The 25,208-nt window shown below is 71.9% G+C and carries 21 protein-coding genes and 1 pseudogene; 7 read left to right on the top strand and 15 right to left on the bottom strand.

Annotated features, from left to right (window positions below; genetic code table 11):
* Positions 1–333, top strand: a pseudogene (locus BU197_RS16555) (hypothetical protein); the annotation flags it as partial.
* Between the two features lie 11 nt (positions 334–344).
* Here BU197_RS16555 and BU197_RS16560 read toward each other — a convergent pair.
* The 5 genes from BU197_RS16560 to BU197_RS16580 form a co-directional block, all read right to left on the bottom strand.
* Complete coding sequence (locus tag BU197_RS16560) at positions 345–1,337, bottom strand: helix-turn-helix domain-containing protein (protein WP_188269074.1); 993 nt, start codon at positions 1,335–1,337, stop codon at positions 345–347.
* Positions 1,338–1,634: 297 nt separating this feature from the next.
* Positions 1,635–2,033, bottom strand: a complete 399-nt coding sequence (locus BU197_RS16565) for a hypothetical protein (RefSeq protein WP_188269075.1) — start codon at positions 2,031–2,033, stop codon at positions 1,635–1,637.
* 121 nt (positions 2,034–2,154) lie between these two features.
* On the bottom strand, positions 2,155–3,858 hold the full coding sequence (locus BU197_RS16570; protein ID WP_188269076.1) for a serine/threonine-protein kinase: 1,704 nt from the start codon (positions 3,856–3,858) through the stop codon (positions 2,155–2,157).
* On the bottom strand, positions 3,855–4,400 hold the full coding sequence (locus tag BU197_RS16575; protein ID WP_188269077.1) for a hypothetical protein: 546 nt from the start codon (positions 4,398–4,400) through the stop codon (positions 3,855–3,857). The genes BU197_RS16570 and BU197_RS16575 overlap by 4 nt, the downstream gene beginning before the upstream one ends.
* 494 nt (positions 4,401–4,894) lie before the next feature.
* Positions 4,895–7,126: an N-6 DNA methylase gene (locus tag BU197_RS16580; protein ID WP_188269078.1), complete on the bottom strand. Its 2,232-nt coding sequence runs from the start codon at positions 7,124–7,126 to the stop codon at positions 4,895–4,897.
* Positions 7,127–7,306: 180 nt separating this feature from the next.
* Between BU197_RS16580 and BU197_RS16585 the strand changes: the two genes are divergently transcribed.
* Both BU197_RS16585 and BU197_RS16590 read left to right on the top strand, forming a co-directional pair.
* Entirely contained in the window at positions 7,307–8,113 is an 807-nt protein-coding gene (locus tag BU197_RS16585) for a DUF4190 domain-containing protein (protein WP_188269079.1), read from the top strand.
* 46 nt (positions 8,114–8,159) lie between these two features.
* Positions 8,160–8,924: a hypothetical protein gene (locus tag BU197_RS16590; RefSeq protein ID WP_188269080.1), complete on the top strand. Its 765-nt coding sequence runs from the start codon at positions 8,160–8,162 to the stop codon at positions 8,922–8,924.
* A 262-nt stretch (positions 8,925–9,186) separates the two neighbouring features.
* Here the strand turns inward: BU197_RS16590 and BU197_RS16595 are convergent, their stop codons facing one another.
* The 5 genes from BU197_RS16595 to BU197_RS16615 form a co-directional block, all read right to left on the bottom strand.
* Entirely contained in the window at positions 9,187–9,936 is a 750-nt protein-coding gene (locus tag BU197_RS16595) for an N-acetyltransferase (protein ID WP_188269081.1), read from the bottom strand.
* Between the two features lie 68 nt (positions 9,937–10,004).
* On the bottom strand, positions 10,005–10,739 hold the full coding sequence (locus tag BU197_RS16600; RefSeq protein ID WP_317452270.1) for an HNH endonuclease family protein: 735 nt from the start codon (positions 10,737–10,739) through the stop codon (positions 10,005–10,007).
* 191 nt (positions 10,740–10,930) lie between these two features.
* Positions 10,931–14,461 carry a transcription-repair coupling factor gene (gene mfd / locus BU197_RS16605; protein ID WP_188269082.1) on the bottom strand — a complete coding sequence of 1,177 codons (3,531 nt, stop codon included), beginning with the start codon at positions 14,459–14,461 and terminating at the stop codon, positions 10,931–10,933.
* 295 nt (positions 14,462–14,756) lie between these two features.
* Positions 14,757–17,330, bottom strand: a complete 2,574-nt coding sequence (locus BU197_RS16610) for an ABC transporter permease (RefSeq protein ID WP_188269083.1) — start codon at positions 17,328–17,330, stop codon at positions 14,757–14,759.
* The gene (locus BU197_RS16615; RefSeq protein ID WP_188269084.1) at positions 17,327–18,115 is read right to left on the bottom strand and encodes an ABC transporter ATP-binding protein; all 789 of its coding nucleotides are present in this window, start codon (positions 18,113–18,115) and stop codon (positions 17,327–17,329) included. The genes BU197_RS16610 and BU197_RS16615 overlap by 4 nt, the downstream gene beginning before the upstream one ends.
* A 275-nt stretch (positions 18,116–18,390) precedes the next feature.
* Between BU197_RS16615 and BU197_RS16620 the strand changes: the two genes are divergently transcribed.
* Entirely contained in the window at positions 18,391–19,935 is a 1,545-nt protein-coding gene (locus BU197_RS16620) for an MFS transporter (protein ID WP_188269094.1), read from the top strand.
* A 100-nt stretch (positions 19,936–20,035) separates the two neighbouring features.
* On the opposite strand, the gene BU197_RS16625 is transcribed toward BU197_RS16620, so the two are convergent.
* The 3 genes from BU197_RS16625 to BU197_RS16635 form a co-directional block, all read right to left on the bottom strand.
* Positions 20,036–20,224 carry a DUF397 domain-containing protein gene (locus BU197_RS16625; RefSeq protein WP_188269085.1) on the bottom strand — a complete coding sequence of 63 codons (189 nt, stop codon included), beginning with the start codon at positions 20,222–20,224 and terminating at the stop codon, positions 20,036–20,038.
* Between the two features lie 91 nt (positions 20,225–20,315).
* A complete protein-coding gene (locus tag BU197_RS16630; protein ID WP_188269086.1) occupies positions 20,316–20,504 on the bottom strand; it encodes a DUF397 domain-containing protein in 189 nt (62 codons plus the stop codon).
* Positions 20,501–21,352 (bottom strand): helix-turn-helix domain-containing protein, encoded by an 852-nt coding sequence (locus BU197_RS16635; RefSeq protein WP_188269087.1) that lies wholly within the window; start codon positions 21,350–21,352, stop codon positions 20,501–20,503. The genes BU197_RS16630 and BU197_RS16635 overlap by 4 nt, the downstream gene beginning before the upstream one ends.
* 105 nt (positions 21,353–21,457) lie before the next feature.
* Between BU197_RS16635 and BU197_RS16640 the strand changes: the two genes are divergently transcribed.
* From BU197_RS16640 to BU197_RS16650, 3 genes are all read left to right on the top strand, one after another.
* The gene (locus tag BU197_RS16640) at positions 21,458–21,934 is read left to right on the top strand and encodes an ATP-binding protein (protein WP_188269088.1); all 477 of its coding nucleotides are present in this window, start codon (positions 21,458–21,460) and stop codon (positions 21,932–21,934) included.
* 277 nt (positions 21,935–22,211) lie between these two features.
* Positions 22,212–22,700, top strand: a complete 489-nt coding sequence (locus BU197_RS16645; RefSeq protein ID WP_188269089.1) for an RICIN domain-containing protein — start codon at positions 22,212–22,214, stop codon at positions 22,698–22,700.
* A gap of 193 nt (positions 22,701–22,893) precedes the next feature.
* Positions 22,894–23,382, top strand: a complete 489-nt coding sequence (locus BU197_RS16650) for an RICIN domain-containing protein (protein ID WP_188269090.1) — start codon at positions 22,894–22,896, stop codon at positions 23,380–23,382.
* Positions 23,383–23,619: 237 nt separating this feature from the next.
* Here BU197_RS16650 and BU197_RS16655 read toward each other — a convergent pair whose 3' ends face one another.
* Both BU197_RS16655 and BU197_RS16660 read right to left on the bottom strand, forming a co-directional pair.
* A complete protein-coding gene (locus BU197_RS16655) occupies positions 23,620–24,501 on the bottom strand; it encodes a cellulose-binding protein (RefSeq protein WP_188269091.1) in 882 nt (293 codons plus the stop codon).
* Positions 24,502–24,635: 134 nt separating this feature from the next.
* A partial coding sequence (locus BU197_RS16660) for an SUKH-4 family immunity protein (RefSeq protein ID WP_188269092.1) occupies positions 24,636–25,208 on the bottom strand: 573 nt, incomplete at its 5' end.

The following is a 25,208-nucleotide window of genomic DNA, read 5'->3' on the forward strand; positions in this document are numbered from 1 at the left end:
GCGGCCCTGGCGGCGCTCCGCCGCCGGGCGGCGACCACGGTCGGCGTCACGTCGGCCGGTGTCACGGCCACGCTGCCGCCCGGCACGACGGGCACGGCCGTGGTGGCGGCCCCGAGGATCGCGGGCTGGCACTGCGAGGGCACGCGGGCGGAGTCGTACGGCGGCTTCCTCGCGGTCCGCCTCGCCCCGGGCACCACCACCCTGAGCTGCACCTTCCGCACCCCGGGGCTGCGCGCGGGCCTTGCGGCGGGGGCGGCGGGGGCGCTGCTGCTCGGGGCGGGGGTGTGGACGGAGAGACGGCGGAGGGCCGGGCCCCTCAGCGGTGCCGGGTGACCTGAGACGGCCTAGGGGGCCTGCGCGCCGCCCGCCCTCGCGGTCAGTGCGCGGTACTCGGTGGGGCTGATCCCGTACGCCTCGCGGAAGGCGCGGCTGAAGACGGCGGGGCCGCTGAAGCCCCGGCGGGCGGCAATGGCCTGGACGGGGTGGGCGAGCAGGGCGGGGTCCGCGAGGTCGTCGCGGCAGCGTTCGAGGCGGCGGCGCCGGATGCGGGCCTGCACGGTCTCGCCCCCGCCCTTGAAGAGCTGGTGGAGGCTGCGGACCGAGAGGTTGTGGCGGGCGGCCACGACGGCGGGGGTCAGCTTCGGGTCGCCGAGGTTGTACTCGATGAAGAGCCGGACGCGGCGCAGCAGTTCACGGGAGCGCGCCTCGGCGGGCAGCAGGTCCTCGGCGTCCGCGCTGCGGGCCAGACAGGCGGCGGCGAGGTCGACGGCGGCGGCGCCGAGCCGGGCCAGCTCCTCGGGGGTGCAGGCGCCGCCGTGGGTGACGAGCGAGCGCAGGAAGTCGGCGAGGACGGCGCCCGTACCGCTCCGCCCCGGCACCCGGTGGGCGAGCAGCCCGTCCAGCCGGTCGGCGGGCAAGGGCAGCGCGTCGCGCGGGAGTTGGAGGATGACGAGCTGCCCCGTACCACCGTCGCCGTCGGAGACGTACCGGGCGTCGGAGGGCCGGGAGGTGTCCCAGAAGACGAGGTCACCGGCCTCCGCCTCGCAGCCGGCGCCGTTCTGGTCGAGGAGCATGGAGCCCCCCGTCACCAGGCCGAGCTGGTACTGCTCGGGGTCGCCGCGCCGGATGAGCGCGGGCGTCCGCCGGGAACGCAGCGGGGAGTAGGCGACCTTGGAGACCTGGAGCCCGCCGAGGTCGAGCAGGGCGAGATCGGCGCCGAACTCGGCGGGCCGCTCGCTGGTCAGCGCGGTCGGCATGACCTCCCGGGAGATCAGGTCCGCGAACCAGTCGAACCGCTCCCGGTCGGGAAGTCCTCCCGACGACACCACTGACCACATCGCGCCCCCCGGCCTCGTCCATCCTGCTGAACGCAAGGATGCACGGCCGGAGTCCGGTTCGCCGCACGGTCCGCCCCACGTGAGACCGGAGGGGGACCGGGGCGGGACCGGAGTGGGACCGAGGAGGGACCGGAGTGGGACCGAGGAGGGAGCGGAGTGGGACCAGGGTGGGACCGGAGGGGGACCAGGGCGAGGGCGGGGCGGGAACGGCGCGGGAACGGGAACGGCGCGGGAACGCGAAGAGGGCCGGAACCCCGTGGTCCCGGCCCTCTTCCGCCGCGTACGGCCCGCTCCCGCCTACTTCGCGGGGACCTCTTCGAGGCAGAGGACGAACTTGTCGGAGCCCAGCTGCTGCGCGAGCGCGGAGGCGTCCTCGCCGCACTTGTTCACGTCGAACGTGTTGTCGATGACCTTGATGACCTTGAACAGGTCGGCCTTGCCGGAGGCGCAGTCCGTGGTGTCGACCTTCGGGTCGTTCTCGGAGCCGCTCACGGTGACGCACTCGCCCGCCTTGGCGTGGACCGGGGCGTCGCCCGTCAGGTGCGGCAGACCGAGCTTCACGCCGACGGCCACGACGATCGCGACGACGACTCCGCCGACCTTCTTCAGGAGGGCACCGCCCTTCTTCGCGGGGGCCGCGGGCTGCTCGGGCGCGGGGGGCTGCTCGGAGGAGAAAGGCGCGGGAGGCGTCGTCATGAGAGTTTCCTTGGGGACGCGGACATGATCAGACGCGAACGCTACATGCAATAAAAACGACAAAAAGGATCAGCAAGATCCACTAGATGATCAGATGCCGAGTCGTAACACGGACACCCCGTCAAGAACGCGTTTCCAGCCGCCGCTGGCGTTCGAGCACCCCCCGCAGCTCCACCGCAAGCGGGTGATAAGGGCCGTAAGCGCGCTCCACGTCGAACAGCAGCCGCTGGAGCCCGTCCCGCCCCGCCGCGTACGCCCCCGCCGCCACCAGGAGCAGCCCGATCCGCTGCCGTACGTCGAAGGCGCGGGCGAGATCCCGCTCCCGCTCGATGTGCGGCAGGACCGCGCGGAACTCCGCGAGCGCCTCGGCCGTCTCCCCCGACTGCTCCAGGCAGAGCGCCGCGTCGTAGCGGAACCGGACCGCCTGCGGGTCCGCCGGGCCCGCCACCGCCTCCCGCTCGGCCACGAGCCGGCGCAGCTCCGGCAGGGCGCGCCGGTACTGCCCGTCGTCCATCAGCGTCGACGCGTACTGCTTGCGCAGGATGTGGACGACCGGCGACCGCTCGCCGTGCTCGGCCGCCGCGACGGGCAGGATGCCCCCGAGGACGTCCACCGCCTGGGTGACCGAACCCTCGCCGAGCAGCCGCTTCACCTCGTCGACGGCGGCGGCGACGTCGACTCCGGAGGCCACGTCGCTCCCGGCGGACGGTGACGCGTACGCCCTCGGGTCGGTACGGGGGACCAGAGACGGGCCGGTACGGGGGACGGCGTGCCCATCGGCGTACCCATCGACGTGCGGATCCGTACGCGGGTCGACCGGCGGGCGCGGGGGCGGCGGAGGGGGCGGCGGAGGGACGGGCGAGGGGAGCGCGGGCGCCGATGCTGGTGCTGGTGCCGGTGCTGATGCCGGTGCCGGGCGGTCCGGCCAGGGGGCGAACGGGCTGCGGACCGGCCGGGTCGGGTCCATCGGGCCGACCGGGCCACCGCGCGCGGGGAGCAGCGGCAGCAGCCGCTGGTAGACCTCGTGCGCACCGGCAGGGCGGTCCCCCGGGTCCTTGGCCAGCAGCCGCAGGACCAGGGTCTCCAGGGCCTCGGGGACCTCGGGGCGCAGGCTCCGGAGCGGGGCGGGCGGCTCGTGCAGATGCCGGTGGAGGACGCCGAGCGCGGTGGACCCGGCGAACGGCACGGTCCCGCTGAGGAGTTCATGGAGGAGCACGCCGAGCGCGTACAGGTCGGTGGAGGGGCCGACGGTGCCGCCCATGGCCTGCTCGGGCGCCATGTAGGCGGGGCTGCCGATGGGGGAGCCGGTGTGGGTGAGGCGGGTGGTGTCGGCGTCGAGGACGGAGGCGATGCCGAGGTCGAGGACGACGAGCGAGCCGTCGGGGCGGACCATCACGTTCCGCGGCTTGAGGTCGCGGTGCACGATCGGCACCGCGTGCACGGCGGCGAGCACCCCGCACAGCTGCGCGGCGACGCAGACGGCCCACTCCCACGGGTAGGGGTCGTTCTCCGCGAGGTGGTCCGCGAGGTCGGCGCCCTCCACGTACCGCATCACGAGGTACAGGTCGTCGCCCTCGCTACCCGCGTCGAAGACGGTGACCAGACCGGGGTGGTCGACCCGCGCGGTCACCCGGCACTCCCGTACGAAGCGGCGGCGCAGTTCGTCGGCGGCGGTGGCCGGGCCGGTCAGGGCGGCGGGCCGGAGCAGCTTCACCGCGACCCGCCGGTCGAGGCGTCCGTCGTACGCCGTCCAGACCTGCCCCATGCCGCCCTGCCCGATGAGGGTGGCGAGCTCGTAGCGCCCGCCGACGACCCGCCCGTTCACGCCCGTCCGTCGTCGTCGCGGCGGCGCAGGAGGTCGCTCAGTTCGTCGAGTTCGGCACGGACCTGCTCGATCCGGGGCGGCGGCGGGGCGGGCACGGCGGGCGGTTCGGCCGTGTACGGGTTCCGGGGCGCGGCTCCGCTGGGCGTGGTGACGGCGGTGGCGTACGCGTACCCGAGCGGCGGGAGGTACGGGGGTGGCGGGCTCTTGAACCGTTCGAAGTGCCGGATCTCGGCCACCAGGTAGTACGTGACCGGTCCCGCCGCGAGGATCAGGATCGCGCCGAGCCCGAGGAAGGCCTCCAGGTCGCTGCCCTCCTCCTCGGCGAACACCCCGATGTACGTGAAGAGGGCAGCCGAGCCGAGCAGGGCAAGGACGAACAGCACCCAGTCGAGCGCCTTGCGGGTGACGATCGCGAGCCGCAGCAGCGGCACCCAGCCGAGGAAGCCGCAGCTCAGCAGGGCGAGCGCGCAGAACAGCACCCGCAACGCGACGAGCCCGCCGGCTGCGGGCCGCCGCTGCGGGCTCCCCGGTGGCAACGGCACCGGCGGTGGCGGTACCGGCGGCGGACCTTGCGGGGCCTGGGGAGGGCCGTACATCTCCTGCTGCTCCTGCTCGGACGGATCGGGTGCGGAGACGAGCGTATACACCGACGCGGAGATCGGTTCGGGGATGCTCCGAACCGGCGGGAACGGACCGGGCGGAGGGTTCGGGCGGAGGAGCTGAGCGGAGGGGTCGGGTTGGGGCTGGTTGAGCTGGGTTGGGCCCGGGTTGGGACGGGCCGGATCCGGATTGGGGCGGGCCGGGGGCGGGCCGGATTGGGGCGGGCCGGGCCCGGGTTGGGGCGGGCCGGGGCCGGGCCGGGTTGGGGCAGGCCGGGCCCGGGTTGGGGCCGCCAGCCCCGGGGTTGTCAGCCGGGGCCGTCAGCCTGGGGCCGCCGGGCCGCCGGCCTGAGGCGGGCGCCGTCACCCGTCGGCCGGGCGCCGCTCAGCCTCCGGCAGCCGGGGCGGGCTCCGCGCAGGCTCCCCCGGCGTACCGGTCAGGGCTCCACCGTGCCCTCCGCGAGGCCGTCGTAGAGGCCCTGGACGAGCTGGTCGCCGAGGCGGGAGGTCCGGCGCAGGGACTCCTCGAACGCGGCGAGCGCCCGGAACCGCTCGCCGAAGCGGCGCTGCCCGGCCGGTGAGAGGCGGGGCAGCTGGAGACGGCGGACGTCGAGCCGGGTCGCCGTGGAGGCGTAACTGCTGGCCTGCCGGTTGTTGGCGGTGGCGCGGAGGAAGCCCGCGAGGAACCAGGGGTCGAGCGCCGAGGGGTCGGGGCGCAGCAGTTGGAGGTTGCGCCCGAGGGCCGCGCCCGCCGTCGAGGCGTCGACCACCCGGACCGCCGCGCCGCCGCCGAGGACGGGGACGACGACATCCCCCTCGGCGAGCAGCACGGGCTCCTCGGGCGGTCCGTCGGGCAGGACGCCCGTCGGTGCCTGCCCGGCGAGCACGTCGTGTTCGGTGAGGACGGCGACGGAGGCGGCGGTGGCGGTGCCCGCGCCGCCCGCGCGGAGGGTCAGGGCGCCCGCGCGGGCGAGTTCGCCGACGGTGGTGGCGGGGCGAGCGGCGGCGGGGCCGGGGGGCCCGGTGACGGGCGGCGGGGTCAGTTCCCGGGTCAGACGCAGGGTCTCCGTCAGCCGCTCGCGGACCCCGGCCAGCTGGGCGGCGCCCTCGGCGGCGGGGGGCGGCAGATGCCGGGCGGGGGCCAGGTCCACATCGTCGTCGAGCAGCTCGATCACGGGGACGGAACGGCTCGTGCCGGGCTCCCCCGGGACGGTCCCGTCCCGGTCGAACGGCGCCCAGGCCGCCAGGACGGCGGAGCCGACGGCGGGCCAGTCGAGCCGGTCGCGGCCCTGCCCGTCCCTGCCCTGCCCTTCTCTTCCCTGGCCGGTGTGCTCGGACGCGGTGTCGACGAGGAGGAGTTCGGCGGGGGGCCGCTCGCCCTGGACGGGCCTGCGCAGCACCCACAGATGGAGCGGGACGCCGTACGGGGGCGCGGCGCCGGCCGGCAGGGCGACGACGGCCCGCAGGGCGCCCCGGCGGAGCAGATCGGCCCGGATGCGGCGGCCGGAGCGGCGGGAGGCGGCGGCGGGCGGCATCAGGAGCACGGCGGTGCCGCCGGGGCGGAGCCGGGCCAGGGAGTGCTGGACCCAGGCCAGCTCGGACTCGGTGCGGGCCGGGAAGCCGTACTCCCAGCGCGGGTCGTAGGCCAGTTCGTCGTGGCCCCAGTTGCGCTCGTTGAACGGCGGGTGGCAGAGAACGGCGTCGGCGGCCAGGGCGGGGAAGCCGTCGGCGCGCAGGCTGTCCCCGGTACGGACGCGGATGTCGGCGTCGGTGGAGAGCGCGAGGCGCAGGGCGGTCAGCGCGGCGAGGTCCGGATCGGCGTCCTGCCCGCAGACGGCCCCGGGCCGCCCGACGGCACGGAGCAGACTCCCGGTACCGCAGGCGGGGTCGAGGACGGTGAGGGGAGGCAGGGGGGACTGGGGGGACTGGAGTGGCGTGGGCGTTTCCGCCGGACCGGCTTCGGCGGGGCTCCCGGAGTCCGGGTCCGAGGTGTTCCCGGCGATCGCGGGGCCCTCCGCGACCGGGGTGTTTTCGGGCGGGGGGGCTCCGGCGCCCGCGAGGGCCGCCATCAGGGCGGCGGGGCCGGGCGGGGTCAGCGTGTACTGGCGCGGGTTGGCGTCGAGGTGGCGGCCGAGCAGGAACTCGAAGGCCTCGCGGACGCCGGTCTCCGCCGCGAGTTCGGCGCTTCCCCGCAGCAGAGGCAGGGAGGGCCTGAGCGCGGACGCCGTGGGGGTGAGGACGGCCCGCCCGGGGCCGAGACGCTCGGTGAGCGTCTCTTCGAGGGCGACCGGCAGCACCTCCACGAGCCGCGCGTCCGGCAGCTCGGCGAGCGAGGGCCAGGCCGCCGACCGTTCCCGTACGAGGAGGAGGGCGCAGCCCGCGTGCGTCAGGGCGGTGACCGCGCCGGCCGGATGGCCCGCGATCTGCTGCCAGACCCGCTCGCGGAGCGGGACCTCGGCCAGTTTGCCCTGGTCGCGGAGCCAGCGCTCGACCTCGGCGAGGTCGAAGGACGGACTGGTCTCCGTACCGCCCACAGGCTTGGGGAAGTCGGGGTGGCGGCGCCGCCAGTTGCTGACGGCGGCCCGGCCGACCCCGGCGAGCCGGGCGATCCCGGCGGCGGTCACCTCTGCCGCACCCGGCTCTGCTGCGCTCTCCGACACCTGGCCCATCTCCCTGACTCGTCTGCGGGCATGCCCTCGTGTGACTCCGATCTTACCGACGAACTCACGGGAAACCACTTCACAGTGTGAGTAGACCACTTTCGCGTGAACCGTGTTGACTCGGTTCACACGTCATGCTGTCATTGACCCATCGCGTCAGACCTCGTCTCTGTCCGGGAGGACACACCCATGTCGTACGACACCCAGGCACCGCCCAGCGGCCCGCACGCGGCGATGCGCAACGGGCTCGGGACCGCGGCCCTGATCCTCGGAGTCATCGGCACGCTCGCCGGACTGATCCCGCTGTTCTTCTGGCTCGCGGGCATCCTGGGCGTGATCGCCCTGATCCTCGGCCTGGTCGGCAGGGGCCGGGTGAAGCGCGGCGAGGCCGACAACAAGGGAGTGACCCTGACCGGCGCGATCCTGGGCCTCGTGGCCCTGATCCTCTCGGTGGTCGGCCTGGTCGTCATCGTCACCGCCGTCGACGACGTGGTGAACGACGCGGTCAAGGCGGCCAAGGACTCGTCCGCGGCGAAGCCGTCGGCCACGGCGTCCGCCTCGAAGGACCCGGCCCCCTCCGCGTCCGGGCCCGCCGCGAAGGGCGAGGGCCTGGAGGACGGCGACACCTCGGTCTACGACGACGACCTCAAGGTCACGGTCTCGGACCCGAAGCCGTACACGCCGGACGAGTACGCGGCCGGTCACACCAAGGGCAACAAGGCGTACCGGGTGACCGTGATGATCGAGAACGGCGGCAAGAAGAAGTACGACACCGCTCTCGCCCAGGTGAGCGCGCGGGCCGGGAAGGACGGCGTCCCGGCGGACCAGGTCTTCGACGGCGAGAGCGGATTCGGCTTCCAGGGCGCCGTCCTGCCCGGCAAGAAGGCCACCGTGCACTTCGTCTTCGACGCCCCGAAGGGCGCCGGGAACCTGACCGTCGAGGTCGACCCGGGCTGGGAGCACGACGCCTCGCAGTGGGAACTGAAGCTCGGCTGACCCGGTATCCCGACCCCGTACCTTCCTTCACAGAGAGACCAGCACCATGCGCGCGCAGAACCGCCCCGGAAGCCCTGCCGTCCGCCGTACCGCCGTCGCCGCCCTGCTGTGCGGCGCCCTGGCACTCGGCGCCGGCGCCTGCGGGACCTCGGAAGACGACGACGCGAAGGCGAAGGGCCCCTTCGGGGAGCTGACCGGCTCGCAGATCCTCGACAAGGCGATAGGGACGACGAAGACGGCGAAGTCCCTGAGCATCGCGGTGGACACGACCTCCGAGGGCGAGCGTCTGAAGGCCTTCTTCTCCCTCGACACGGCGAAGAAGTGCACGGGCACGCTGAGCATCGGCGCCACGGGCACGGCAGAGGTGCTCAAGGCCGACGACAAGGACGTGTACCTGCGCCTTGACGAGACGATGCTGCGGGAACAGCTGAAGGACGAGGACCAGGAGACGCGGGACGCGGTCCTGGAGCAGCTCAAGGGCCGCTGGACGAAGTCGCCGATGTCGGACCCCGAGACCAAGGACATGACGGAGTTCTGCGACCTGAAGGGCCTTCTCGCGGAATTCGAGAAGGGCGCCACCGGGATCGAGAAGGGTGAAGAGACCACCGTCGACGGGAAGATGGCGATCAAGCTCACCGAGAAGTCCGACGACGAGACGAACACGGTCTACGTGGCCGCGGAGGGCACCCCTTACCTTCTGAAGGTGGTCACGACGGGTGGCGACGAGCCGGGGACGATCGCCTTCTCCCGGTACGGCGAGCCCGTGACCGCGAAGGCGCCCGCGGCGAAGGACATCGCCGACCTGGGCTGACCTCGCGGGACCAGGGGGGAAAGGCGAGAGGGGTGGGGCCGCCGCAGGGGAGCGGCCCCACCCCTTCGTCGTACGCGGAAGGACCCGTCCGGGCCGGACGCCCCGGGGGCCCGCCCGACCCGGCTCCGGCACACCGGGGCCGGTCACACACGGAGCTGGTCGGACGCGGGACCGGTCGTACACCGGAGCCAGTCACACGCGGGACCGGTCACACGCGGAGCCGGTCACACGCGGAGCCAGCGTCAGCCCCGTCCCTCCCGGGTCACGTCAGCCGGTGCCGGACCCATACGTTCGGTTCGACGTAGACCGCGTAGCCGCGCGCGGCCTCGCAGTGGACGGGGACGAGCGCGCCCTCGACCTCGACCGGTCCGTCGGTGTCGAAGGGCAGGCCCGTCCAGGACCGCCACTGCTCCACGGAGCCCGCGACCGTCATCGACGCGGGGGCGACCGCCTCGATCACGCCACCCGCGCGCACATGGACGCGGAGCCAGGGATCGTGCGGCAGACCGTCGGCCTCGCGGGTACGGAAGGCGTACTCGTGGATCGAGGCGGCGGCCTCCAGGTGCTTGCCGTTGGGGCGCACGGGGGCGACCAGTTCGGCGAAGCCGCGCCGGACCGCGTTCCCCCGCATCTCCGCCAGCATCCGGTGCGAGACGCCCCGGCCGAGGAAGGCGGTGTCGACGGTGATCTCGATGGCGCTGACGGTGTCGGCCTCGCGGCCGTGCTTCAGATCCGAGAACGCCCAGAGCAGCACCTCGTCCCAGCCCCGGTCCGGAAGCGCGCGGCGGCCGTCCACGTCCAGCCGGAAGGGGACGCTGAAGCCGCGCGCGACGACCCTGTCCTCGTCGTCGGTGGCGACGAGGACGTACTCCGGCAGCTCACGCACGATCCGGCCGATGTTCGCCCAGCCCACCGGGTCGTACATCATGAACTCGGGCCAGAGGTCGCGCATGCCCCACATCGGCCCCTCCAGCTCGGGCCGCTCGGCAAGGGTCGTCACGTTCAGTTCCATGCGGGCAGGCTAGGCAGAGACTTCCCGCAGGACAAACGTTTTTTCAGAGAAGTAGTGATGACGGTCCGTTACGGAAGCTTCTGCTGCGGACAGGTCTGGAGGACCCGCTTCATCGCGTCCCGCTCGTTCTTCGTCACCCACACGCCGTACTTCTTCTTCACCGCGACCTGCCGGGCCACATAGGTGCAGCGGTAGGACTCGTTCGGCGGCAGCCAGGCGGCGGTGTCGCCGTCGGACTTGCGGCGGTTGGTGGAGGAGTCGACGGCGAGCAGGTTGAGCGGGTCGTTGGCGAACTCGCGCCGGGTCTTGGTGCTCCACTTCGCCGCACCCTTCTGCCAGGCGTCGGAGAGCGCGACGACATGGTCGATGTCGACCTTGCTGCGCCCCCGGACGTAGGAGATGGAGGTGCCGGTGTACGGGTCGTACTTGAGGGTGCCGGAGGCGACCTTGCAGTGGCCGTCGGTGAACTTCACCCCGACCAGGTCGCGCTTGAGGATGTCGTCGCGGGTGCCGCAGCCGTTGCCGTCGACGTCCACCCAGGCACTGCCGAACTTGCCGCGCTCGTACTCGGCCTTGAGGGTCGGGCCCTTGACCGCGAGCGTGTCCAGGGCGGCGAGCGCGGTGCCCGCTGCGGGCTTCCCGCCTCCCTTTCCGGAGGACCCCTTGGACGAGGACGACGAAGACGCGGAAGGAGACGGGGAGGAGGAAGAGGAAGAAGTCGGGGAGTCGGGCGAACAGGCGGTCATCAGGAGCGCGGCGAGAGCGAGCGCCGGGGCGGCCAGGGTCTGTCGATACGTCAGCACCCCGGAATCCTAGGCCCCATGATCATATTACTTACATACCTTTGGTCCCGAAACGGACAGGCCCCAAGGCCCGTACCCCCACACGAAACCCTCAGGAACGCCGAAACGCCCCGGCCGGGCCCGTAAAGCCCGACCGGGGCGCCCCGGTCACCCCTCCCCCGTCACACCAGTACCGTCACACCCCGCCGGTGTCAGGACCCCAAAATCGTCGTCAGGAATTCCCCGGTCCACGAGAGGAGTTCACGGCCCACCACCGGCTTTCCGCCGATCTTTCCGGTGGTCGGGCGGGGCACCAGGATCTGGTGGACGGCCGGCTTGATGACCACGCGCGGGTGGAGCCGCTTCAGGCGCAGCTCCTGCGACTCGCGCAGTTCCACGGGGGCGAAGCGGATGCTGGAGCCCTGGAGGACGATCTCGCCGACCCCGCAGGCGCGGGCGAGCATCCGCAGACCCGCCACCAGGAGCAGGTTCTCGACCGGCTCGGGCAGCTTGCCGTAGCGGTCGGTCAGCTCCTCGCGTACGGCCCTGATGTCCTCCTCCGAGTTCGCGGAGGCGATCGCGCGGTACGCCTGGAGCCGCAGCCGCTCCCCCGGCGCGTAGTCGTGCGGCACATGGGCGTCGACCGGCAGCTCGATCTTCACCTCCAGCGGCGCTTCCTCCTCCGCGCCGCCCTCCATCTGCGCCCGGTAGTCCGCGACCGCCTCGCCGACCATCCGGACGTACAGGTCGAAGCCGACGCCCGCGATGTGGCCGGACTGCTCGCCGCCGAGGAGGTTGCCCGCGCCCCGGATCTCCAGGTCCTTCATGGCCACGTACATGCCCGCGCCCATCTCGGTGTGCTGGGCGATCGTCGCGAGCCGTTCGTGGGCGGTCTCCGTGAGCGGCTTCTCCGGCGGGTAGAGGAAGTACGCGTAACCCCGCTCACGGCCACGTCCGACGCGTCCGCGCAGCTGGTGCAGCTGCGACAGACCGAAGTTGTCGCCGCGTTCGACGATGAGGGTGTTGGCGTTGGAGATGTCGATGCCGGACTCGACGATCGTCGTCGACACCAGCACGTCGAACTTCTTCTCCCAGAAGTCGACGACGACCTGTTCGAGCGCCGACTCCGACATCTGCCCGTGGGCGGTGGCGATCCGCGCCTCGGGGACGATCTCGCGCAGCCGCGCAGCCGCCCGGTCGATGGAGTCGACCCGGTTGTGGATGTAGAAGACCTGGCCCTCGCGGAGCAGTTCGCGCCGGATGGCGGCGCCGATCTGCTTCTCCTCGTACGGGCCGACGAAGGTGAGGACGGGGTGCCGCTCCTCCGGCGGGGTGGTGATCGTGGACATCTCGCGGATGCCGGTGACCGCCATTTCGAGCGTACGGGGGATGGGGGTGGCCGACATGGTGAGGACGTCGACGTTGGCGCGGAGCTTCTTCAGCTGCTCCTTGTGCTCGACGCCGAAGCGCTGCTCCTCGTCGACGACGACCAGGCCCAGATCCTTGAACTTGGTCTCGGAGGCGAAGAGGCGGTGGGTGCCGATGACGACGTCCACGGAGCCCTCCCGCAGCCCTTCGAGGGTCGCCTTCGACTCGGTGTCGGTCTGGAAGCGGGAGAGCGCCCGGACCTTCACGGGGAACTGCGAGTACCGCTCGCTGAACGTGCCGAAGTGCTGCTGCACGAGGAGGGTGGTGGGGACGAGGACGGCGACCTGCTTGCCGTCCTGGACCGCCTTGAAGGCCGCCCTGACCGCGATCTCCGTCTTGCCGTAGCCGACGTCGCCGCAGATCAGCCGGTCCATGGGGACGGTCTTCTCCATGTCCTCCTTCACCTCGGCGATGGTGGACAGCTGGTCGGGCGTCTCCGCGTACGGGAAGGCGTCCTCCAGCTCGCGCTGCCAGGGGGTGTCGGGGGCGAAGGCGTGGCCGGGGGCCGCCATCCGCGCCGAGTACAGCTTGATCAGGTCGGCCGCGATCTCCTTGACGGCCTTCTTCGCGCGCTGCTTGGTCTTGGTCCAGTCGGCGCCGCCGAGCCGGTGCAGGGTGGGCGCCTCGCCGCCGACGTACTTGGTGACCTGCTCCAGCTGGTCGGTGGGGATGTAGAGCCGGTCGCCTGGCTGGCCGCGCTTGGCGGGGGCGTACTCGACGAGGAGGTACTCGCGGGTGGCGCCCTGCACGGTCCGCTGGACCATCTCCACGTACCGGCCCACGCCGTGCTGCTCGTGCACGATGTAGTCGCCGGGTTCCAGGGTCAGCGGGTCGATGGTCTTGCGGCGCTTGGCGGGCATCCGCTGCCCGTCCTTGCCCGCCGCCTTCTGGCCGGACAGGTCGGTCTCGGTGAGGACGGCCAGCTTGAGCGCCGGGTCGACGAAACCGTGGTCGATGGAGCCGCAGGCCACATGGACGAGGGCCGGGGAGATCTCCGTCAGGTCGGCGTCGAGCCGGGCGGCGATGCCCTCGCCGCCGAGGACCTCGACCGTACGGGAGGCGGGGCCGTGGGCCTCCGTCACGTAGACCGTGCGCCAGCCGTCGGAGAGCCAGCCCTTGGTGTCGGCGAGGGCGCGCGCGGTGTCGCCCCGGTACGACTCGGGGGCGTGCATCCCGAGGGTCAGGGTGTCCCCGGTGACGGTCTCGTCCGCCGCGAACGGCGAGACCGACCACCAGGCGATGTCCAGCTCGCGGGCCCGGTCCCGGACGTCCGCGATCCCCCACAGGGAGGCCGCGCCGACGTCGATCGGGGCCTCGCCGCCGCCCGCCGTCGCCGCCCAGGACGCCTGGAGGAACTCCTGGCTGGTGGCGACGAGGTCGGCGGCCCTGGTCCTGACCCGCTCGGGGTCGCAGACCACCGCCATCGCGCCCTTCGGGAGCACGTCGAGGAGGAGTTCCATGTCGTCGACGAGGACCGGCGCGAGGGATTCCATGCCTTCGACGGCGATGCCCTCGGCGATCTTCCCGAGGAGTTCGCCCAGCTCGGGGTGGTCCTCGGCGAGGGCCGCCGCCTTCTCCCGTACGGAGTCGGTCAGCAGCAGTTCACGGCAGGGCGGCGCCCACAGGCCGTGTTCGGCGACTTCCAGGGACCGCTGGTCGGCCACCTTGAAGTAGCGGATCTCCTCGACGTCGTCGCCCCAGAACTCGATCCGGAGCGGGTGCTCCTCGGTCGGCGGGAAGACGTCCAGGATGCCGCCGCGCACGGCGAACTCGCCGCGCTTCTCGACCAGCTCCACGCGCGCGTAGGCGGCGGCGGAGAGCCCTTCGACGACCTCGTTGAGATCCGCCGTCCGCCCGGTCCTGAGGAAGACGGGCTCCAGGTCGCCCAGACCCTTGACCTGCGGCTGGAGTACGGACCTGATGGGGGCGACGACCACGCTGACCGGGCCGGCCGCCGGGTCGTCGGTCCGGGGGTGGGCGAGGCGGCGGAGCACCGCGAGGCGCCGTCCCACGGTGTCGGAGCGGGGCGAGAGCCGCTCGTGCGGGAGGGTCTCCCAGGAGGGGTACTCGGCGACCGTGTCGGGGTCGAGGAGCGAGCGCAGGGCGGCGGCGAGGTCCTCGGCCTCCCGGCCGGTCGCGGTCACCGCGAGCACCGGCCGCCCCGAGTCGCGGGCGAGCGCGGCGATGGCGAAGGGCCGGGCAGCGGCCGGTCCCACCAGGTCCACGTGCGGGCGGTTCCCGTCGGCGGCGGCCTTCACCGCCTCCGCGAGGGCCGTGTCCTTGACGACGACGTCGAGCAGGCCGTGCAGACTCATGAAGCTTTCCATCCCGAGAGGTGACGGGGGGCGGGCAACGCCGACAGCCCGACACGTCGCACGGGCCGGGGTGGTCCCGGGCGCGTCCGGCCCGGTGCGCCCAGCCTACGACGCGGTACGGACAGCCGCCCCCGCGACGGGCCCGTGGCGGGCGCCGGGCCCGTCGGCTTCCGGACACCGGAGTGCGGGGAAGCGGGTGACTGTACGGCCCCGGGGGCGGGTACAGGGGAACGGGTACGGCCCCGGTGGACCTGGCAGGGTCCTTCCGGGGCCGTACCGGCCGGTGTCCTGGCGGCTAGTCGCTCGCGATCGCGTTCAGGACGTTCATGCGGCCCGCCCGGAAGGCCGGGACGAGGGCGGCGAAGAGGCCGACGAAGGCGGAGCCGACGAAGACCGTCAGGATCGTCGGCCAGGGGATGTCCAGGACGCCGAGCCCGTCGAGGGCGAGGAGCTTCTGCGCGGCGGTCCCCCAGCCCATGCCCAGGCCGAGGCCGAGGAGGGCGCCGAAGAGGGCGATGACCACCGACTCCAGGCGGATCATGCGGCGCAGCTGGCGGCGGGAGAGGCCGATGGCCCGCATGAGGCCGATCTCGCGGGTCCGCTCGACGACGGAGAGGGCCAGGGTGTTCACGACGCCGAGGACGGCGACGACGATCGCGAGGGCGAGGAGCCCGTACACGATGTTGAGGAGCTGGCCGACCTGGTCCTTGAGGTCCTTCTTGAAGTCGGCCTGGTTGCTGACCTTGTACTGCGGGTAGGGCGCGAGGGCGTCCTTGAGGTCCTCGTAGACCTTGGCTTCCTGGCCGTCCTCGGCGCTGGCGAGCAGGAGCATGCTCTGCGGCATGCGGTCGGCGGGCAGGTGCTCGGCGACGGTGGCGATGCTCGTGTACATCGAGCCCTTGTCGACGTTGCCGGTGTCGGCGGTGATCGCGACGACCTTGAGCTTCACCGTGTCGCCGCCCTTGAGGGCGAGGGTCAGGACGTCGCCGAGCCGGACGCCGTGCTCGTCGGCGTAGTGGTGGCCGACGGACATCGAGCCCTTGCCGTAGACGTCCTCGATCTTCCCGGCCTTCAGCTCGCGGCGCAGGTCCTTCGGGTACGTGGGGTCGGTGGCGGTCAGGTCGGCGGGGGCGGTGCGGCCCCGGGTGTCGGTGATGGTGGCCTCGACCTGCTTGTACGAGGTGAGGTGGTCCAGGCCCGGGGTCTTCTTCAGGGTGGCCTCGGCCTGCGGCACGATCGGCTGTCCGGTGGCGGACTGCACGAGGTAGTCGGCGCCGACGGAGCGGTCGAGTTCCTCGGTGGCCGAGGCGACCATCGAGGAGCCGACGACCGAGAGGCAGGCGACGAGCGCGAGGCCGATCATGAGGGCGGCGCCGGTGGCGCCGGTGCGGCGCGGGTTGCGCAGCGCGTTGCGTTCGGCGAGGCGGCCGACGGGGCCGAAGACCCGCAGGACGACGACGCCGAGGGCGCGGACGACGATCCCCGCGAGGAGGGGGCCGACGATGACGAAGCCGAGCAGGGAGAGGACGACGCCCAGGCCGAGCCAGGCCGAGCCGGGGCCCGCTTCGTCCGCGCGGGAGGCGGCGACGAGGCCGGCCGCTCCGGCGGCGGTGAGGACGAGGCCGACGAGGCCCCGGATCCGTCCGGCCTTGCCGTCGGCGGGGGTGCCCGCGTCACGGAGGGCGGCCATCGGGGAGACCTTCCCGGCGCGGCGGGCCGGGACGTAGGCGGCGACGACGGTGACGAGGACGCCGAGGAGGAGGCCGAGGGCGGGGGTGGTCCACTTGACGGTGAGGTCGCGGGTGGAGAGTTCCATGCCCGCCGAGGACATGATCTTCATGAGTCCGACGGCGAGGCCGACACCGGCCGCCGCGCCCGCGAGGGAGCCGACGACGCCGAGGAGCAGCGCTTCGACGAGGACGGACCGGTTGATCTGCTTGCGTCCGGCGCCGATGGCCCGCATGAGGCCGATCTCGCGGGTCCGCTGGGCGACCAGCATGGAGAAGGTGTTGACGATGAGGAAGATGCCGACGAGGAAGGCGATGCCGGCGAAGCCGAGCATGGCGTACTTCATGACGTCGAGGAAGGAGGCGAGTTCCGCGCGGCCCTCGTCGGCGGCTTCGGCGGCGGTCTGGAGCTTGTAGCCGTCGCCGAGCGAGGCGGCGACGTTCCGCTTCAGGGCCTCGTCGTCGAGGCCGGGCTCGGCGTCGACGGTGATGTTCGTGAACAGACCTTCCTTGCCGAGGAGTTCGCGCTGCGCGGTGGCGGTGTCGAAGTAGACGAGGGTGGCGCCCGGGTTGGTGGTCTTGAAGTCGACGGTGCCGACGATCTTCGCGGTGAAGTCGCCCACGCCGGAGATCGTGCGCAGGGTGTCGCCGAGCTTCAGGCCCTGCTTGTCGGCGGTGGCGCCGTCGACGACGACCTCGGTGGGGCCGCGCGGCTCGTGGCCGGAGGCGATCTCGACCGAACGCAGCTCGTTGGGCGTCCAGTTGACCGCGATGGTCGGGGCGCCGCTGGTGGGGCCGACGTTCTTGTTCCGGCTGTCGACGACGGTGACGCCGGTCGAGGAGACGGAGCCCCGGACGTTCCGGGTGCCCTCGGTCTTCTCGATCCGCTCGACGAGCGCGGCGGGCAGCGTCTCGGGACGGCCGGACCCCGGGGTTCCGCCGGTGGCCTCGGTGCCCTTGGGGCTGACGGTGACGTCGGAGGCGGTCACCGCGAAGAGCTTGTCGAAGGTCGTGTTCATGGTGTCGGTGAACACGAGGGTGCCGCAGACGAAGGCGACGGAGAGCAGGACGGCGACGGCGGAGAGCGCCATCCGTCCCTTGTGCGCGAGGAAGTTGCGCAGGGAGGTCTTCAGGACGCTCATGAGGTCCGCCCGCGCGCGTCGAAGTCCTTCATGCGGTCGAGGACGGCGTCGGCGGTGGGCCGGTCCATCACGTCGACGATCCGTCCGTCGGCGAGGTAGAGGACGCGGTCCGCGTAGGAGGCGGCCACCGGGTCGTGGGTGACCATGACGATCGTCTGGCCCAGTTCGTCGACGGAGGAGCGGAGGAAGCCGAGGACTTCGGCGCCCGCGCGCGAGTCGAGGTTTCCGGTGGGCTCGTCGCCGAAGATGATCTCGGGCCGGGCGGCGAGCGCGCGGGCCACCGCGACGCGCTGCTGCTGGCCGCCGGAGAGCTGGTTGGGGCGGTGCTTGAGGCGCTCGGAGAGCCCGACGGTGTCGACGACCCGGCGGAGCCAGTCGGCGTCCGGCTTGCGGCCCGCTATGTCCATCGGCAGGGTGATGTTCTCGATCGCGTTCAGGGTCGGCAGCAGGTTGAACGCCTGGAAGATGAAGCCGATCCGGTCCCGGCGGAGCTGGGTGAGCTTCTTGTCCTTGAGCCCGGTGATCTCGGTCTCGTCGATGTGGATCTGGCCGCTGGTGACGGTGTCGAGCCCGGCGAGGCAGTGCATCAGGGTCGACTTGCCGGACCCCGAGGGGCCCATGATCGCGGTGAACTGTCCGCGGGCGATGTCCACGTCGACGTGGTCGAGCGCGAGGACCCGGGTCTCCCCCGAGCCGTACGCCTTGACGACCTGTCGGGCCCGCGCGGCGACGGCCGTCTGTCCTCCAGTACCCCCGTGCCTGGGGATGGTCACAGCCGTGGTCACGGTTTTCTCCTCGGAGCAGTGGGTGGGATCTACAGACTCAAGTTAAGAAGCCCGTAAGCCCGTTCTCCTCATCCGCCGGTACGAGCGATCCCTGGCCCGTATGGGGGAGCGCCCCCTAGGGGTTCCTCCACCCCAGGTCCCGGTGGGACCCTGTCCCCGCTCATTTAGGTGTACGAAGAAAGGAAGGCGCGGTGACGGAACCGTACGCACGGAAGCCCGTGGCCGCGGGCCCGGCGACCGGCCCCGCGCCCGGCCGGCCCGTCGTCCTCGCGCTCATGCTGGGGATGGGACTCGCGGCCGTGGACGGCACGATCGTGTCCACCGCGGTCCCCCAGATCGTCGGGGACCTCGGTGGACTCTCCGTCTTCTCCTGGCTGTTCTCCGGCTATCTGCTCGCCGTGACGGTGACGCTGCCGGTGTACGGGAAACTCAGCGACACCTTCGGCCGCAAACCGGTCCTCGTCACCGGCGTGATCCTCTTCCTCCTCGGCTCGCTGCTGTGCGCGATGGCCTGGAACATGGCGTCCCTGATCGCCTTCCGCATCGTCCAGGGGCTCGGCGGCGGCGCCCTCCAGGGCACGGTCCAGACGATCGCCGCCGACCTGTACCCGCTCAAGGAACGCCCCAGGATCCAGGCGAGACTCTCCTCGGTCTGGGCCGCGTCCTCGATAGCGGGCCCGGCGGCGGGCGGCCTCCTGGCGGGCTACGCGGACTGGCGCTGGATCTTCCTGGTCAACCTGCCGATCGGGGCGCTGGCGCTGTGGCTGATCGTGCGGCACCTGGTGGAACCGGGCGCTTCCGTGGACCCGGACCGGGACACGGACGACCGGGACACGGCTCCGCCACGCGTACGCGCGCGGGTCGCCGCGGACTTCGAGGCCGTGGCGCAGGGCGAGGCTCCGTCACGCGTACGCGCGCGGGTGCGCGTGGACTGGCCCGGCGCGCTGGCCATCTTCGTCACGGGGGCGCTGCTGCTGACGGCGCTCGTCCAGGGCGGGGTGGCCTGGCCGTGGCTGTCGGCGCCGTCGCTGGGGCTCTTCGCCGGGGCGGCGGTGTCGGGCGCGGTGACGGTGGCGGTGGAGCGGCGCGCGGCCGAGCCGATCATCCCGGGCTGGGTCTGGCGCAGACGCACGATAGCCGCCGTGAACCTGGCGCTGGGGGCGCTGGGGCTGCTCATGGTGGCGCCGACGGTGTTCCTGCCGACGTACGCGCAGTCGGTCCTGGGTCTGGGGCCGATCGCGGCCGGGTTCGTCCTGTCGGTGATGACGCTGAGCTGGCCGATCAGCGCGGCGTTCTCGAACCGGGTGTACGGCAGGATCGGCTTCCGCCTCACGGCGGTGCTCGGCATCTCGCTGGCGCTGCTCCTGCTGCTGGCGTTCCCACTGCTGCCGTTCCCGGGGGAACCGTGGCAGCCGGCGCTGCTGATGCTGCTTCTGGGCGCGGCCCTCGGCCTGTTCCAGTTGCCGCTGATCATAGGGGTCCAGTCGACCGTCCCCTACGGGGAGCGGGGCACGACGACCGCGTCGGTCCTGTTCTGCCGCCAGGTGGGCCAGAGCGTCGGCGCGGCGCTCTTCGGCGCGGTGGCGAACGGCGTCCTGTCCGCCCGCCTGGGAGACACGGGCGACCTGGACACCCTGGCCCGCGCCCTGGACACCCCGGGAGCCCTCCCTCCGGCGACGACGGACCTCCTGCGCCACGCGGTGGACGCGGCGGTGGACTGGGTCTACCTGGGCGCCGCCTGCGCGGCGGGCCTGGCCCTGCTCGCCCTCCTGACACTGGCGCCACGACGGTTTCCGGTGCTGGAGGAGGGGGAGGGGTAGGGCCGCGAGTGGCTCTCGCCTCCTGGTACGGGGGATACGGCGAACCCCGCCCGTCCAGCGGCGGACAAGCAGGGCTCGCGCGTACAGATAGCGCCTGTACCTATGCGCCGGAGGCCAGTCCGACGAACCCCGCCCACGCGTCACGCGAGACGCGAAGGGCCGGGCGGACCACGTCCTTGGAGTCGCGGACGTGCACCGACGTCCCGGCTGCGGCGATCTCGACGCAGTCGCCGCCTTCGGCACCGCTGTAGCTGCTCTTGAACCAGGCGAGAGGTTCCGTGGTGTTCATGGAGTTCTCCCATCTTCCAGCGAGGGACGCGAATGCCCTGCCTGTCCAGCGGCGGACAAGCAGGGCTCGCGCGTACAGATAGCGCCTGTACCTATGCGCCGGAGGCCAGTCCGACGAAGCCTGCCCACGCGTCGCGCGAGACGCGAAGGGCCGGGCGGGTCACGTCCTTGGAGTCGCGGACGTGCACCGACGTCGCGGCTGCCGCGATCTCGACGCACTGGCCGCCGTCACCGGCGCTGTAGCTGCTCTTGAACCACACGAGGGGTTCGGTGCTGGTCATAGCTCTCCTAGCAACTTTTCGATGAACTCCAGTGACTCTCGCGGAGAGAGAGCCTGCGACCGAATAATCCCATAGCGAGCCGAAGCGAGAACGGCACGCTTGGGCTCGGTTTCCAGAGCACTGCGCTCCTGAACTTCGGTGTAGACGAACCTCTTTCCGTCCTCTCGGGTGACAACAGTGAACGGCCCGGCCACGCCCGCGTTTTCCGCGCAGTCCAGCGACATGATCTGAAGCTCCACGTTTCCCCTCCGGCCCATGGCAAGGAGGTGCTCCAGCTGCCCGCGCAGTACCTCCCCGCCCCCGATCTTCCTGAGCAGCACCGACTCGCACATGACGAAGCTGAGGAGGGGTGCGGGGCGCCGGTCGAAGATGTTCTGTCGGACCAGTCGGGCGGTCACCCGTTGTTCGATGGTGTCCGCGTCGACCGGTGGACGGTGGTTGTTCCCCAGCGCCCGCATGTACTCCTCTGTCTGGAGCAGGCCGTTGACCACCAGGGTGTCGTACGCAAGCAGCTCCGCCGCCAGCTTCTCCAGCTCCGCCATCCCCTGAAAGAACAGCGGGTACTGCGCCTTCTCCAGTTCTTCCTTCCAGATCGACAGCAGCCCGCCCGCGTTCAGTTCGTCGTCCGCGCGGTCGATCGCGCTCGGCGGCGGGATTCTCCTGCCCTGCTCGAACGAGGCGATGCTGGACGCCGAGTAGCCCAGGCGCCTGCCCAGTTCCTTTCGTTCCATGCCCGCTCGCGTCCGCAGCACCTTCATGCTCTGGCCGAACGCCACCACCACACCCTGGCTGGACTTGTCCGCCGTCAACTCGGCTTCCGTTACCGCGCCCGCCTGCTCTTCCGCCATCGCGGCGCCTGCCTCTCGTACCCGCACCGGCAGGGTGCGTACAAGGTCATCACGTCAGTGCGTCACCACTGGTCACGCTACGCCACCACGAGGAGCCTGGTGGGCATGACGAGCAAACTCGGCCGCTCCGCCCGACCCGCCCAACTCGCCGCCTCCGCAGGGCGCTTCGACGGTCGCTCCTTCGACATGCGGTTCTCCTCCACACCCCGGGGCGCCCGGCTCGCCCGGCGGCTCGTCGGCGTGCGACTCGACGAGTGGGGCGTTCCCTACGGGAGCGGTGCGCACGAGGCGGTCGTCCTGGTGGTCTCCGAACTGGCGACGAACGCGGTGCGGCACGGGCATGTGCCGGGGCGGGACTTCCATCTGCTGCTCCGGCTCTCGGCCGGTCCCCGCCCGGTCGTCCGGGTCGAGGTCAGCGACACCCGGACCGAACGCGTACCCCTCGTGAAGCCGAGCGATCCCGAGCTGATGGACGGTGGCCGGGGACTGCTGCTCGTCGGAGACGTCTCCGAACGCTGGGGCTGGTACCCGAGGTCCGGGGCGCCGGGGAAGACCGTCTGGGCCGAGTGCCGGATCGCCTGAGGGTGCCTGCCCCCGGCCACCCCCGCGCCGCCCCCGCGCCGACGATCGGATGGCCGTCGCCCCGAGGGCCCGGGGCTCGGCCGGGGCGAAACGAGGAAGTGGGCAGCATAAAGCGCTTTACGGCCGAACAGCGAATCATTAGCCAAACAGCAGTATGACGTTAGCCCCCGACATTCATACTCTAAAAGTCGAACGCCCGAGGTCTGGGCGTCTCCCTCCAGAATGCAGCAAATCGGCACGGAAACAATTCTTCAGTGAATTCACGAAAGGTTTCCCCATGAGCAAGCGAACTGTTCTGTCAGGGCTGGCGGCAGCCCTGGGAGCGAGCGCCATGCTGCTGGTCGCCACGCCCGGCAACGCGGGCGCCGCCGAAGTCGGAGCCACGTTGGCGGGATCGCAGTACAAGAACGTGCAGACGGGGCTCTGCCTGGACTCCGACGCCAAGGGCAATGCCTACACGAAAAGCTGTGGGTCCGACAATCCGTACCAGAGGTGGAGCCTGGTCTGGAAGTACGACGGCTACGTGCTGAGGAACGAGGCGACCCTCAGGTGCCTCCGGGTCGACGGCGGCGATTCCGTCAGCACCGAGCAGTGCTCGAATTATCCGCCGACGTCCCACCAGTGGACCTGGGACCACCTCGACGGCGAGCGGCTGATCCTCAAGAGCGTCGCCAACGGCAGGGCCCTGGACTCGAATCAAAAGGGCCAGCTCTACACGAGCCCCTTCGGCACGGGCAACCCGTACATGCAGTGGTGGCAGTGGTAGGCAGGCCCAGCGCCTGCCCGGCACATCCCCGGGGTCCGGCCCGGCTCGTGACGCTCTCCCCCGGCACTTCGGCCCGCCTCGCACCCGTCCTCGCGGTCGGCGTCAGGTCGACCGTCCCGATCTCCAAGGCGGGCGGTTCGTGGCGGAATCAGCACGGAAACAATTTCTCGGTGAATTCACGAAAGGTTTCCCCATGAAAAAGCGAACCGTCGCGTCGGGACTGGCGGCAGTCCTGGGGGCGAGCACCATGCTGCTGGCCAGCCTGCCCGGCAGCGCGAGCGCCGCCGAAGCCGGAACCAGGGCGGTGGGATACCAGTACAAGAACAGGCAGACGGGGCTCTGTCTGGACTCCGACGCCCAGGGAAACGCCTACACGAAAAACTGCGACCCTGATAAGAACAACGCGTACCAGCAGTGGATCTACTGGAACGTTTCGGGAGATACGTTCCAGCTGAGGAACGTACAGACCCTCAGGTGCCTCGAAGCCAACAGCGGCGATGGTGTCAAGACCTACCCCTGCGCGGATCACATTATCCAGAAGTGGACCTACAGCGCTTCCAATGGGGCGCTCATCATTCAGAGCGCCTACAACGGCAGGGCGCTGGACTCGAATCAAAAGGGCCAGCTCTACACAAGCCCCTTCGGCACGGGCAACCCGTACATGCAGTGGTGGGCCCAGTAAACAGGCCTCACGACCGCCAGAGGCCTCACGGCCGTCACGTGCCCCGGGCGTGGTCCTGACGCCGGGTGGAGTGACTCGGGGGCGGCGGCAGGCGTGACCGCCGAGGCGGCTGGGCGAGGTCGGGTGGACCTGTCGCCGAACGGCGGCGCGTCCTGCGACGGCGCGGGATCCATCCGGCGGCCGGCCGCCGGTGCCGGGCCCCGGGTCCGAGGCCCGGCACCGGCACCGCCCCGCCGCCTACCCCTTCTCCGGCTCCTCCCCCGGTGCCACCCGGCCCGTCAGAGCCGCCAGGGAGTTGCGGATGTGTTCCATGTGCGCGTGGATCTCCTCCCGCGCCTCCTCGTGTTCCCGCAGGATCCGGTCCGTCTCCCGTTCGATCCGTTCGACCTTCACCCGGGCCTCCGCGAGCAGCTCGGAGGCCTTCGCCTCCGCGTCCTCCTGGCCGTGACGGGCCTTCTCCTCGGTCTTCGCCAGGAACTTGCGGGCCCCTTCCAGACGCCCTTCCGCCGCCGTGAACAGCTCCTGGTGGCGGGCCTCCAGCGCGGCCCGCCTGGCCTGTTCCGCGCGCTCGGTCTCGTCCCGCTTCGACGCCTGCTCGGCCTTCTGGTCCGCGAGGAGCTTCGCCGCGCGCCGTTCGGTCTCCTCGAAGACCTCCCGCGCCCCGGCCCTGCGCTCTTCCGCCTCGCGGCGCGCCTCCGCCGTCAGCTCCTCGGCCCGTCCCCGCGCCTTGCCCAGCGTCGTGCGGGCCGCCGCCTCGGCGGCCTTGCGGACGCCCTCCGCGTGCTTCCGCGCCGCCTCCGCCGCCTCGGCGCCCGCCTTCTCCGCCGCCTCCGCGAGCTCCTGCGCCTCCGCCTCGGCCGACCGGACGAGCCGTTCGTCCTCCTGCTCGGCCAGCTCCAGGATCTTCCCCGCGCGATCGCCCAGCGTCTCGTACCGCTGCGGCGGAAGCGCCTCCACGGCCTCGCGCAGCCGTACGGCCTCGGCCGCCATCTCCTTCGCGAGGACGGTCAGCCGCGCGGCCCGCTCCCAGGCGCCGTCGCGCTCCTCGGAGAGCGCGGCGAAGTACCGGTCGACCTGCTCGGGCCGGTACCCACGTCCCCGTCCGACAGCGAAACTCATCCTTGGCGCCCCTTCCCTGTGACCCGAACGTCCAGGATGCTTGATAAGAACGGACAAAAGACGCCCAACGTGCATACACGTCGAGCGCCTTTCATCACATTCTGTCCCACTGGCGGGTGAGAAACCACTTATTCCTACAAGAGGCCATCCCACATCTGCTCAAGGAGCACCGCCCACCAGTTCTCCGGCGAGGACAGCGCCGCCGGGTCCAGCGTCGCCAACTGCGCCTGGAAGTCGACCGTCCAGCGGCCCGCCTGCTCCGGGTTCAGACCGAACCGCAGCCGCCACATTCGCCCGAGCAGTGCCATCGAACGGGTGAACTCGGGCAGTCCCGTGTTGACGAACTGCGGCGGCACCGACTGCCCGCCGGGCCCCGCCTCCACCGGCACCGCCACGATGTGCGCGGTCCCGTACTGGACGCACAGCGCCCGCCCGAAGTCCGAGCCGAGCACCAGATACGCGCTCGCGTCCGGCGCCGCCGGGACCTGCCGCTGCGCCGCCAGCTCCGCCAGCGTCGGCACCACCGGCATCGCGGGCTGCGCCCAGAAGAACGGCCCGAAGTCGGCGGGCAGCCCCGCCCACACCAGCGTCCGCGCCACCAGGTCCGGCACGCCCTGCCGGGACACCGCACGCTGGTCGAAGCGGAGGACGCCGGGCCCGAAGGCCGCGGCCAGCTCCTGCGCGACCGCCTCCGGCGGCACCGGCGG

Origin of the sequence: Streptomyces sp. CBMA291 (assembly GCF_014596525.1) — a bacterium.
Classification (GTDB): domain Bacteria; phylum Actinomycetota; class Actinomycetes; order Streptomycetales; family Streptomycetaceae; genus Streptomyces.

Bases quoted from the DNA above. Each gene is read 5' to 3' on its own strand.
- BU197_RS16560 (WP_188269074.1), bottom strand. From the start codon at position 1,337: ATGTGGTCAGTGGTGTCGTCGGGAGGACTTCCCGACCGGGAGCGGTTC.
- BU197_RS16565 (WP_188269075.1), bottom strand. From the start codon at position 2,033: ATGACGACGCCTCCCGCGCCTTTCTCCTCCGAGCAGCCCCCCGCGCCC.
- BU197_RS16580 (WP_188269078.1), bottom strand. From the start codon at position 7,126: ATGGGCCAGGTGTCGGAGAGCGCAGCAGAGCCGGGTGCGGCAGAGGTG.
- BU197_RS16585 (WP_188269079.1), top strand. From the start codon at position 7,307: ATGTCGTACGACACCCAGGCACCGCCCAGCGGCCCGCACGCGGCGATG.
- BU197_RS16590 (WP_188269080.1), top strand. From the start codon at position 8,160: ATGCGCGCGCAGAACCGCCCCGGAAGCCCTGCCGTCCGCCGTACCGCC.
- BU197_RS16595 (WP_188269081.1), bottom strand. From the start codon at position 9,936: ATGGAACTGAACGTGACGACCCTTGCCGAGCGGCCCGAGCTGGAGGGG.
- mfd (WP_188269082.1), bottom strand. From the start codon at position 14,461: ATGAGTCTGCACGGCCTGCTCGACGTCGTCGTCAAGGACACGGCCCTC.
- BU197_RS16610 (WP_188269083.1), bottom strand. From the start codon at position 17,330: ATGAGCGTCCTGAAGACCTCCCTGCGCAACTTCCTCGCGCACAAGGGA.
- BU197_RS16620 (WP_188269094.1), top strand. From the start codon at position 18,391: ATGCTGGGGATGGGACTCGCGGCCGTGGACGGCACGATCGTGTCCACC.
- BU197_RS16625 (WP_188269085.1), bottom strand. From the start codon at position 20,224: ATGAACACCACGGAACCTCTCGCCTGGTTCAAGAGCAGCTACAGCGGT.
- BU197_RS16630 (WP_188269086.1), bottom strand. From the start codon at position 20,504: ATGACCAGCACCGAACCCCTCGTGTGGTTCAAGAGCAGCTACAGCGCC.
- BU197_RS16635 (WP_188269087.1), bottom strand. From the start codon at position 21,352: ATGGCGGAAGAGCAGGCGGGCGCGGTAACGGAAGCCGAGTTGACGGCG.
- BU197_RS16640 (WP_188269088.1), top strand. From the start codon at position 21,458: ATGACGAGCAAACTCGGCCGCTCCGCCCGACCCGCCCAACTCGCCGCC.
- BU197_RS16645 (WP_188269089.1), top strand. From the start codon at position 22,212: ATGAGCAAGCGAACTGTTCTGTCAGGGCTGGCGGCAGCCCTGGGAGCG.
- BU197_RS16650 (WP_188269090.1), top strand. From the start codon at position 22,894: ATGAAAAAGCGAACCGTCGCGTCGGGACTGGCGGCAGTCCTGGGGGCG.
- BU197_RS16655 (WP_188269091.1), bottom strand. From the start codon at position 24,501: ATGAGTTTCGCTGTCGGACGGGGACGTGGGTACCGGCCCGAGCAGGTC.